Raw genomic sequence first — 10,230 nt, 5'->3', positions numbered from 1 at the left:
GGCGGCAACGGCGTCGTCTACACCTACAACGGCGTGGACTGGTCACGGACCACGCTCGGCGAACAGCCGATCGCGGCGCTCGCGCGGGATCGCGACACTGCACTGGCAGTCTCCTCGTCGGGGGCGATCTACGAGCGCGCCTTCGAGGGCTGGACCGAACTCGTCGACCTCCGGCCGGGCAACGAGTTGCGCTCGGTCGCGCTCGGCACCGCTCGATCGCCGCAGCTGGTCGTCGGCGAGTCCGGAACGGTGTTCGAACGGCGGTACTGAGCGACTTCGACGCTCGTCTCGCTCGGCCGTGCGGTCGTCCCCATCTGCGCCCTCTCACCCGGCACCGGCTCGCAACCGCGTCCCGTTACGTTTTACCCCGCCCGGCCCGAATCGAGGCCCAATGACTGCCCAGACCGTCCAGCAGGGCGACCTCGTGACCGTCATCGGTCTCGAGGTCCACGTCCAGCTGGAGACCGACACGAAGATCTTCTGCGGCTGTTCGACCGACCGGACCGACGAGCCCAACGAGAACGTCTGCCCGGTCTGTCTCGGCCTGCCGGGGGCGCTGCCGGTGCTCAACGAGGCCGCCGTCGAAGCCGCCGTCAAGATCGGCAAGGCGATCGACGCCGAGATCCCCGAGGAGACCCGCTTCCACCGGAAGAACTACTACTACCCCGACCTGCCCAAGAACTTCCAGATCACCCAGTACGACGAGCCGATCTGTCAGGAGGGAGAACTCGAGATTTCCGTCGAGGGCCAGCGCCGAACCGTCGCGATCGAGCGCGCACACTTAGAGGAGGACCCGGGCAGTCTCCAGCACGTCGGCGGCGGTGGCGGCATCGATTCCGCGGAGTACACGCTCGTCGATTACAATCGCGCGGGGACGCCGCTGATGGAAATCGTCACCGCGCCGGACTTCCGCAGTCCCGGCGAGGTGCGCGCGTTTCTGGCCGAACTCGAGGAAGTCCTCGAGTACCTGGGCGTCTTCGACGCCGAACGCGACGGCAGCCTGCGGATCGACGCCAACCTCTCGATCATCCCCGACGAAGCGATCGACGGCGACGATACCGACGAGATCGGGACGGACGCGCTCGAGGCGGCCAACCGGACAGAGGTCAAGAACATCTCGAGTCACAAGGGCGCGGAGAAAGCGCTGGCCTACGAGGAGACTCGCCAGAAGAACGCCATCCAGCGCGGCCGCGCGGTCGAGCAGGAGACGCGCCACTGGGACGAGAGTCGGGGAATCACGGTCTCGATGCGCTCCAAGGAGGAGGAGAAGGACTACCGTTACTTCGAGGAGGCCGACCTGCCGCCGCTGCGAGTCTCGGACTGGAAAGACGAAATCGAGATCCCCGAACTCCCCTCGGCCCGCCGCGAGCGATTTCAGGCGGAGTACGGGCTGAGCGAGGAGGCCGCCTCGAAGCTCACCTCGACGAAACAGGTCGCGGACTTCTACGAGGACGTCGCCGGCGAGTTCGATCCCGACCTCGCGGCGACCTGGGTCGCGGACAACCTGCTGGGCGAACTCAACTACCGCGATATCGAAATCACCGGGATCGAGAGCCGCCTCGAGGAAGTCAAGCGACTCGTCGAACTCGTTGCAGAGGACGAGATCACGGCGAAGAACGCCCGCGAGACGGTCCTGCGATCGATGCTGGACGACGGCCGAACGCCGGACGAAGTCGTGTCCGAGGAGGGGCTGGGCAAGACCGGCGAGGACGAGGTCCAACAGGCCGTCGTCGACGCGATCGACGAGAACCCGGACGCCGTCGACGACTACGAGTCGGGCGACGACGGCGCGATCAACTTCCTCGTCGGCCAAGTGATGCAGAAGACCGGCGGGAGCGCGGACCCCGGTGACGTGAATCAGTTGCTGCGGGCCGAACTCGAGGACTGATTGGCGGTTAGTGGTTATGTTCTACTTTTGATTTCTCACTCAGACTGACCAACCGATGTGCGGTGGCGCGCGCTGTCGGCTGGCCGAACGAGAGTGAGGGCAGCTGACGATATTGTGCGAGCGAATCGGCTGGGGAGGGCGTGGTGATTCCGTGTTGCCACGATAGCAGAACATTTCTTCTCACTCCTTTCCATCAGAACCCTCTCTATTCGCACTGTACTGAAATGCTACTGACGTTTTACCGAGCCGAGCGAGACCGTCCCTTCGTCTCGTGCCGTTCCGCTATCGCGCGAATTATTAGCGGGCGACATGTGGGTAGACGATATGGACCGCATCGTACTCGGAAACGAGGAGTTCGAGGGCCGAAACAACGCCTACGTCCTCGCCGACGACGATGCCGACGAACTCGCACTCGTCGATACCGGCATCGCCACCGACGACGTCCGTCGAGACCTCCGCGAGGGGCTCGCCGAGCGCGGCTACGAGTTCGCCGACGTCGACGACATCGTCCTCACCCACTTCCACGTCGATCACGCAGGACTGGCCGGCGAAATCCAGGCCGAAAGCGACGCGACCGTCTACGTCCACGAGGCCGACGCCCCGCTGGTCGCACAGGACCCCGACGCCGTCGCCACCGTCGAGGAGCGGCGTCGGGAACTCCTCGAGGAGTGGGGCGTCCCCGACGATGCACGAGCCGAACTCCTGGCCTTCTTCGAGTCGGCCGACATCAAGGGACGGCCGGCCGACCCGACTCCGATCGAGGACGGGGAGACGCTCGCGGTCGGCGGTCGGACGCTCGAGACGGTTCACGCGCCGGGGCACGCGGCGGGGCTGTGCTGTTTCGAAACCGAGAGCGGCGACGAGGCGTTCGTCGGCGACGCCCTCCTGCCGGTGTACACGCCGAACGTCGGCGGCGCGGACGTCCGAGTCGAGCGCCCGCTCGAGCGCTACGTCGCGACGTTGGACCGACTGATCGATCGGGACTACGAGCGAGTCTGGTCCGGCCACCGCGATCCGATCGCGGAGCCGACCGCTCGCGCAGACGCGATCCTCGAGCACCACCGCGAGCGAACGGATGCGATCCTCGCGTTTCTGGACGACCACGGACCGGCCGACGCCTGGACGGTCAGCGCCCACCTGTTCGGCGACCTCGAGGGAATCCACATCGTCCACGGGCCGGGAGAGACTTTCGCCCATCTCGATCACCTCCGCCACGACGGCGTCGTCGCGTTCGAACACGGCGAGTATCGGCTCCTCGAGGAACCGGTCGGCACCGGCTCGAGGACGAAGTCCGTTGAACGTCAGTGAACGGTCGCTCGGGCTCGAGCAGCGTCTATCCCGCGTCACCTGTTTCTCTGCGTCCCTCGAGAAAAATGTAAAATACTACACTCGTGTATAGTTCACAAGATCCTTGCTAACTTCCCTCACCTTTATTACGGGTGACTCAAAACTGGAGAGTGAGAATCGGTAACTCACTGGTACACAATGGCTAACGAAGATAATAATAATCGCAACTTGAGTAGGGATGGTAAGCACTCACTCGGACGGCGAACGTTTCTCGGAGCGGCCGGTGCCGGTGCGGTGACGACGACGCTGGCCGGCTGTCTCGGTGGTGTCGAGGGTGGCAGTGACGACGGAACGCTGACGATTGGGCATCTCGCACCGACCGGCCTGTCGATGGGGAAGGGATCGAAGCGCAGCGCCGAGATCGCTGTCGAGGAACTCAAAGAGGGGGACGGGGTGCTCGATCAGGAGATCGAACTGATCAACGAGGACACCGAACAGGAGGTCAGCACGACGACGCCGATCGTCGAGCGGATGATCAACAAGGAGAACGTCGACGTGATCGTGGGGACGTTCAGCAGCGAAGTCACCCAGGCGATCATCGATCAGCCGATTGCGGACAGCACTGTTCCGTTCCTCATCACCGGGTCGGCGGACTCGAGTACGCTGAAGAACACGGTCAACGAGGACTACGATAAGTACAAGAACATCTTTCGAACGGGCCCGATCAACTCCGAACTGCAGGCCGAAGCGATCGCCGACTACGCCGAGTATCTCAACGAGTTACACGGCTGGACGGACTTCGCGCATCTGCCCGAAGAGGCGGCCTGGACGAGGCCGTTCCGCAACTTGCTTCCGGGCTATCTCGAGGACCGCGGTCTCAACCTCGTTTACGAGGAAGTCCCAGGCGCGGACACCTCGAACTTCACGCCGTTCCTCGACGGGATCGAAGACGCCGGTGCGGACGCAGTGATCCGCTTCTTTGCGAAAGGCGGGCGGGGACAGCTCCTCAAGGACTGGGCCGGGAACTATCCGTTCGCTCTCGAGGGCGTACACGTCGCATCGATGTCACCCCAGTTCTGGGACCTGTCGAACGGCGGCTGTATCTACGAGACGACCTCCCAGTCCGGCGGCGGCGGGGTCGGTCCGATAACGGACAAAACGATGGACTTTGTCGACAAGTACGAGGAGAAGCACGGCGACGGGGAGGCGCCGAGCAAGCCTATGTACATGGGATTCAACACCTACGATGCGATCCATTTCTACAGCAAGGTCGTCGAGGAGGCCGGGACCGCCAACCACAGTGACAATCTCGACGATATCGTCGACGCCATGCTGAGCGTCGAACACACCGGCGCGGCGACGGATATCTCTCTCTACGGGACGGACTCGGAGTATCCCCACGACGTCAAGGAGACGCGAAACGAGGACGATAAGGTCAATTACCCGATCACGCAGTGGCAGCCCGACGGTAACGGCGGCGGAGGTCAACAGATCGTCTATCCGAAAGCGGACAGCACGGCAGACCACATGCCGCCATCCTGGATGTAAGACGATATGCTTGATGCAATTCTCTCGGTACTGATCTTGGGGGCGATGATGAGCGCGATCTATGCGCTCGTCGCCATCGGATTTACCATGATCTTCGGCGTCGGGGGCGTGTTGAATCTCGCCCACGGCGGGCTGATCATGATCGGTGCGTACTCGTTCTTAGTGGTCACGTCGTCGTCGGTGTTCGGCTCGATCACGGTACCGACGGCACTGGGATTCGTCATCGCGATCGTCGTGACTGCGCTCGCATCGTACCTGCTATACGGTGGGCTTGTCCGACACATCGAGGACAACATCGTGATCACGTTCCTCTCGACGGTCATGATCGCACTCCTCCTCACGGAACTCGTCCATCACCAATTCGGTGCGAGTCCACGGACGCTCCTCCCGATCGTGGACGGCTCGCTCAATCTCGAGTGGGCCGGTACTCGGATCAATCACATGTACATCCTCGGGTTCATCGTCTCGTGGATTTCGATCGGCCTCCTGTGGTACTACGTTAGCCGGACCGACGAGGGGCGGTCGATCCTCGCATCGTCGATGAGCGAACGAGGCGCACAGCTAACCGGCGTCGATCTCGTGTCCGTAAAATCACGAACGTGGTTGATCGCGGGCGCGCTGGCCGGAATCGCCGGCGTGTTCCTGGGAACGCTTCAGACCACCTCACCCAGTATGTGGCTCAACCCGCTCGCGATCGCGTTCATCATCGTCGTAATCGGCGGTATCGGCAGCATCAAAGGCTCCGTGGTCGCCGCCTATTTCATCGGTTATCTCGAGCAATTCACGCTCGAATTCCTCGGCACGGGATACCAGGGGATCTTCTCGCTGGTCGTCCTCGTCGCCGTCTTGCTCCTCCGACCGGAGGGGCTCTTCGGGAGGGAGTTTGCCCATGAGTAGTAAAACAGACCGTTCGAGTGGTATCGCCGGGCGCTTCAGAGGTGCCGCCAGCCGATTTGGCGGTACGGCCATCAATGGACTGAGTACCGTCACAGGTCCCCTCAATCGAGCTCTCCAGCCGCTTGCGAACATCTACAACTGGTCGCTCGGCCGGTATTTCGGCGAGATGAACGGCCTCCAGTTCCTGGTGCTGTTCGGCTCGCTGCTTGCGCTCTTGACGATCCCGTTCTGGGGGAACTACACCTTAGTTCAGGCGACGTGGATGGCCTGCATCTGGGGCATCTTCGCAATGAGCTGGGACATCCAGAGCGGATACACCGGGTACATCAGTTTCGGTCATTCGGTGCTGTCCGGCGGGGCAGGGTACACGACCGCGATGTTGATCCACAACGTCAACCCGGAGATGCCGATGTTGATCACGATTCCCGTCTCGATTCTCGCGGCACTGGTTATCGGTCTCGCGATCGCACTGCCGTCGCTCCGACTGAGCGGCCCGTACTTCTCGCTGATCACGTTCGTCGCCGTGTTGATCTTCTCCCGGGTGATCAACCCGCTGAGCGAGTACACTGGCGGTGAACTGGGCATCTCCGGAGTCGAAGCGGTCTACAGCACCGATCCGGTGATGCGAACCTACGTCTTCATGATCCCGATGCTCGTGATCGCGGCCGCACTGTTGGTCGTTGCGCGCTCGAATATCGGACTCGTCCTCTTGGCGATCCGGGAGAACGAGTCTGCGGTCGAAGCCGCCGGGATCAACGCGACGAAGTTCAAGATCTGGTCGTTCGTGCTCAGTTCGATACCGATGGGCATCGGCGGTGTTCTCCTCGCTCATCGAATCGGGACCGTCGACCCCGATACGTTCATCGCAGTCCACAACAGCATCGAGATGATCGCGATGGCCGTCGTCGGCGGGATGAGTTCGATACTCGGACCGCTGGGCGGTGCCTTCCTCATCATCATGCTAGAGGACGTGGTTCTCGGAGGGTTCGAGAGCGAAATCAAGTGGTCGATCCTCTGGGTAATCGTCCTGCTGATCCTCGTGTTCGCCCGCCAGGGCCTGTTCCGCAAACTGTGGTACGGGCTCGAGCGGCTCGGAGGTGATCGCCGATGAGCGTGCTGGAAGTCGAGCATCTCACGAAGAAGTTCGGCGGCCTCGTCGCCGTCGACGACTTCTCGTTCGAGGTCGACGAGGGCGAAATCGTCGGCCTGATCGGCCCGAACGGCTCGGGCAAGTCCACGGTGTTCAACTGCATCATGGGCATCTACGGCGTCACCGCGGGGTCGATCCGGTTCAACGGTACCGACATCACCGACGATTCGACCCACCAGGTCGTCAACAAGGGACTTTCGCGAGTCTCACAGGAATCGAACCCGATCGACTCGATGTCGGTCGCCGGAAACATCAAGCTGTTCACGCTCCCTAACAGCATCGTCTCGCTGCGCGGCGGTGCCAGCCAGGCGGAGATATACGACTACGCATCCCGCATCGACATCGAAGACGATCTCCAGGAGATGCCGGACGAACTACCCCACGCGGACGTTCGCCGCCTCGAGATCGCCAAGGCGCTGGCAACCGAGCCCGAGCTCATGTTGCTCGACGAGCCCTTCGCCGGGATGAACCAGGCGGAGATCGGGGAACTCGCCGCTCAGATCGAACGCTTCCGCGAGGAAGGCATGACGATGGTCGTCGTCGACCACAACATGGGCGGGCTGATGGAACTCGTCGACCGCGTCGTCGTCCTCAACAACGGCGACTTCCTCGCGTCGGGAACGCCCGAGGAGATCGCCGAGGACGACGCGGTCCAGGAGGCGTACCTCGCCGGGGAGGGACTATAATGACTGATCCGATACTCGAGGTTGAGGACCTTAACGTCTACTACGGCAAGTCACACGCACTGAAAGGCGTCTCGCTGTCGATCAACGAGGGCGAAATCTACGGCGTGATCGGCCCGAACGGGGCCGGCAAGACGACCATGCTCAACGCCATCGCCGGCTTCGTCGAGTACGACGGGACCATCCGCTACGACGGAACGGATCTCGCCACCGTGAAACCACAGCAGATCGTCAGGGACGGCCTGATCTACTGTACCGAGGATCGGGATCTGTTCCCGTACTTCTCGGTCCACGAGAATCTGCTGATGGGCGCCCAGTTCCGAACCGATCGCGACGAGGTTGAAGACGACCTCGACATGGTCTACGACCTGTTCCCGCGGCTGGACGAACGCCGCGAGCAGGAGGCCGAGACCATGAGCGGCGGCGAACAGCAGATGCTCGCCGTCGGTCGCGCGCTGATGAGCGACCCCGACGTGTTGATGCTCGACGAACCGACGCTCGGACTCGCACCGGTCATCATCCAGGATATCGGGGACGCGCTCGAGACGCTTCAGGCGGAGACCGGGCTGACGATCCTGCTCGCCGAGCAGAACTCGACGTTCGCGCTGAACCACGCCGAACGACTCTCGCTGATCGAAACCGGCGAGATCGAGCTGTCGGGGACTCACGACGAGTTCCACGACAACGAGTACGTTCGCGAGGCGTACGTCGGCGTCCACTGACCACCGTTTTCCGTTTCGGACGTTTTCGGTACTGAACTGACCGGCGGAGCCGTGGCGCTACTCGTCGGACTCGAGGCCTCCCTGAAACGCCGCGACGGCGTCGCGGAATTCGTCTGGAATTCGAGTCGGTTCCTCGGTCTCGAGATCGACGGCGACCTGCGTGACGGTTCCGTCGGCCAGGATCTCGTCGTCGTGCTTCCGTGTGGCCCGATACTCGTACTCGAGACTCGCCGTTCCGATGTCGGCGACCCGCAGCTCGTTGACGATCACGTCTTCGAACTCCGCGCCGGCGCGGTAGTTCAGTTCCGTGTTGACGACGTGGATCTGCCAGCCGTCCTCGAGCATGTCGTCGTAGCCGTAGCCCAGCCCCCGGAAGAACGCGGAGACAGCCTCGTCCTGAAAGGTGAAGTACTCGCCGTAGAAGACGATCCCTTGCTGGTCGGTCTCGGCAAAGCGGACGCGATTTTCGAAGACGGGCTGGAAGGCGGGGCCGTCGGACTCGCGTTCGGATTCGCTCGGAGCGTGATCTCCCATACCGACACCGTCGCCGCGACGAGCAAAACCGTACCGGCCACGGCAAGCGTTCGTTCTCCGATTCCGATCGCCGGTCAAATCGCTGTGAATGCCTGCCGACGCGTTATGCCTCGAGCCATCGACCAGGGTACATGGTTCGAGTATCGACGGTGGTGATGATCGTCGGCGTCGGATTGCTCCTCGTCCCGATTCCACCGATCGCAACCGCGCTGGGTATCCTGGTGATTCTCCTCGGTATCGGCCTTCGGCTCTTCGCGAACGTGTGACGGCGAGAGTCGACGCAGAATCCGGAAGTGCGGCCGGTCGAGCGACCGCTCTCCGTTCGCCCAGTTCGCGCGGCCGCCGAGGTGTTTCGAAGGGCTGCCGGACGTCGGCGTCCCGCGGGACCGATCTATCTCGCGGGCGAGTACCGCGGTAATCGTCCATTCAGGGTGCGATGGAGAGCGGTCGGCAGGCCGCGAGGGCTGTTTTCTCCGATCTGTCGGGATGAGTCGTGTTTCCGACTCGTGATTCGGTCTCTCGAGCCGTTCGTGCATTCAGTAGACGTGTGAATGGAACGGTGGGTTCTGCTAGTGACTGAGTAAGATGACGTGCCTGCTATCGTGGCAACAGGGAATCGCCACGCCCTCCCCAGCCGATTGCTACTCACGGGCCGAAGGCCCGTTCACGGGTCACCTCGTTCCCCGTTCACCTCGCGGTTCTCGCTCCCGGCAGTCGCTCCGAACCGCGCACCGTTCGTATGGTTCGCGGGACCTCCGGTCCCGCGCTAACGTTCGCGCCGCACGGCGCTCACTCATCCACCGTCAGAGCTTGCTCTACCGAACTGCTGAAAAATCGGAGATTTTTCGCATCACGAGACGGCTTTGCCGTCTCGAACGACTTCGCTCACTCCGTTCGCGAAGACCTCGCGCAACGTCGTCAGCCGGCCTCACTGTGCTCACGGTTCCCTGCGGTCACCGCTCGCTTTCCGAGGCGCTCACTGTGTTCGCGCCTCGCGACGCTCAGCCGGCCGACAGCGCGCGCCACCGCACACCGGATGGTCGGTCTGGTGTGAGACATAGTTCTCCTCTATCGAACACGTAGACGGCAATCACAGCAACCGCCGTAACTCGCCCAGCGGCGGGAACCAGAGCGTCTCGCCGCTCGAGTCGTCCCTGACCGCGGGGTAGAACCCGTCGGCGTCACGGACGAGCGGCGTCTGGAAGTCGCGGCCGTCCATTCCGTTGACGGTCGAACCGGCGGCCAGCCGGGTGAATGCCGGGAGCACGAGCACGTCCGCTCCCTCGAAGGTGGCGGGACCGTAGAGGAAACACGGCCGTTTGCGCCCCTCGATCGCCAGCGCGGGGTGGTCGTGGCCGATAATGTAGCGGTCCGCCGTCGCATCGGGCCGTTCGTGGCCGTGACAGACCACCGTTTCGCCGTCGGCCAGTTCGTATTCGGCGGCCGTCTCGCCGCCGAAGGCCTCCTCGAGCATGGTATCGTGGTTGCCCGGCGTGACGATCAGATCGGCACCGGCGGCGT

The 10,230-nt window shown here is 62.9% G+C and carries 10 protein-coding genes and 2 pseudogenes; 10 read left to right on the top strand and 2 right to left on the bottom strand.

Features of this window, described 5'->3' with window-relative positions; translation table 11 throughout:
• The 8 genes and pseudogenes from PGX04_RS02055 to PGX04_RS02020 all read left to right on the top strand — a co-directional run.
• Positions 1-270: pseudogene (locus tag PGX04_RS02055) on the top strand (hypothetical protein); the annotation flags it as partial.
• Positions 271-391: 121 nt separating this feature from the next.
• A complete protein-coding gene (gatB, locus tag PGX04_RS02050) occupies positions 392-1,888 on the top strand; it encodes an Asp-tRNA(Asn)/Glu-tRNA(Gln) amidotransferase subunit GatB (protein ID WP_273736998.1) in 1,497 nt (498 codons plus the stop codon).
• A gap of 324 nt (positions 1,889-2,212) precedes the next feature.
• On the top strand, positions 2,213-3,196 hold the full coding sequence (locus PGX04_RS02045) for an MBL fold metallo-hydrolase (protein ID WP_273736997.1): 984 nt from the start codon (positions 2,213-2,215) through the stop codon (positions 3,194-3,196).
• A 207-nt stretch (positions 3,197-3,403) separates the two neighbouring features.
• The gene (locus tag PGX04_RS02040; protein ID WP_273736996.1) at positions 3,404-4,723 is read left to right on the top strand and encodes an ABC transporter substrate-binding protein; all 1,320 of its coding nucleotides are present in this window, start codon (positions 3,404-3,406) and stop codon (positions 4,721-4,723) included.
• A gap of 6 nt (positions 4,724-4,729) precedes the next feature.
• Positions 4,730-5,620, top strand: a complete 891-nt coding sequence (locus tag PGX04_RS02035) for a branched-chain amino acid ABC transporter permease (protein WP_273736995.1) — start codon at positions 4,730-4,732, stop codon at positions 5,618-5,620.
• On the top strand, positions 5,613-6,731 hold the full coding sequence (locus tag PGX04_RS02030; protein ID WP_273736994.1) for a branched-chain amino acid ABC transporter permease: 1,119 nt from the start codon (positions 5,613-5,615) through the stop codon (positions 6,729-6,731). Before PGX04_RS02035 ends, PGX04_RS02030 begins: the two co-directional genes overlap by 8 nt.
• Positions 6,728-7,456 (top strand): ABC transporter ATP-binding protein, encoded by a 729-nt coding sequence (locus PGX04_RS02025; protein ID WP_273736993.1) that lies wholly within the window; start codon positions 6,728-6,730, stop codon positions 7,454-7,456. Before PGX04_RS02030 ends, PGX04_RS02025 begins: the two co-directional genes overlap by 4 nt.
• Positions 7,456-8,175: an ABC transporter ATP-binding protein gene (locus PGX04_RS02020; protein WP_273736992.1), complete on the top strand. Its 720-nt coding sequence runs from the start codon at positions 7,456-7,458 to the stop codon at positions 8,173-8,175. The genes PGX04_RS02025 and PGX04_RS02020 overlap by 1 nt, the downstream gene beginning before the upstream one ends.
• Positions 8,176-8,232: 57 nt before the next feature.
• Here PGX04_RS02020 and PGX04_RS02015 read toward each other — a convergent pair whose 3' ends face one another.
• Positions 8,233-8,709, bottom strand: a complete 477-nt coding sequence (locus PGX04_RS02015; protein ID WP_273736991.1) for an acyl-CoA thioesterase — start codon at positions 8,707-8,709, stop codon at positions 8,233-8,235.
• A 131-nt stretch (positions 8,710-8,840) separates the two neighbouring features.
• Here PGX04_RS02015 and PGX04_RS02010 point away from each other — a divergent pair, with 131 nt between their 5' ends.
• Positions 8,841-8,975, top strand: a complete 135-nt coding sequence (locus tag PGX04_RS02010; RefSeq protein ID WP_273736990.1) for a transporter — start codon at positions 8,841-8,843, stop codon at positions 8,973-8,975.
• Between the two features lie 40 nt (positions 8,976-9,015).
• Positions 9,016-9,199, top strand: a pseudogene (locus tag PGX04_RS02005) (FAD-dependent oxidoreductase); the annotation flags it as partial.
• A gap of 600 nt (positions 9,200-9,799) precedes the next feature.
• Here the strand turns inward: PGX04_RS02005 and PGX04_RS02000 are convergent.
• The coding region (locus PGX04_RS02000) for a metallophosphoesterase family protein (RefSeq protein WP_465263782.1) at positions 9,800-10,230 on the bottom strand (431 nt) is incomplete at its 5' end.

The organism is Natrinema soli (assembly GCF_028618695.1).
Note: the sequence above shows the minus strand (reverse complement) of the source record. Positions and strands in the feature narration are given on the sequence as shown.

Coding starts and splice junctions, on each gene's coding strand:
- gatB (WP_273736998.1), top strand. CDS start 392: ATGACTGCCCAGACCGTCCAGCAGGGCGACCTCGTGACCGTCATCGGT.
- PGX04_RS02045 (WP_273736997.1), top strand. CDS start 2,213: ATGGACCGCATCGTACTCGGAAACGAGGAGTTCGAGGGCCGAAACAAC.
- PGX04_RS02035 (WP_273736995.1), top strand. CDS start 4,730: ATGCTTGATGCAATTCTCTCGGTACTGATCTTGGGGGCGATGATGAGC.
- PGX04_RS02030 (WP_273736994.1), top strand. CDS start 5,613: ATGAGTAGTAAAACAGACCGTTCGAGTGGTATCGCCGGGCGCTTCAGA.
- PGX04_RS02025 (WP_273736993.1), top strand. CDS start 6,728: ATGAGCGTGCTGGAAGTCGAGCATCTCACGAAGAAGTTCGGCGGCCTC.
- PGX04_RS02020 (WP_273736992.1), top strand. CDS start 7,456: ATGACTGATCCGATACTCGAGGTTGAGGACCTTAACGTCTACTACGGC.
- PGX04_RS02015 (WP_273736991.1), bottom strand. CDS start 8,709: ATGGGAGATCACGCTCCGAGCGAATCCGAACGCGAGTCCGACGGCCCC.
- PGX04_RS02010 (WP_273736990.1), top strand. CDS start 8,841: ATGGTTCGAGTATCGACGGTGGTGATGATCGTCGGCGTCGGATTGCTC.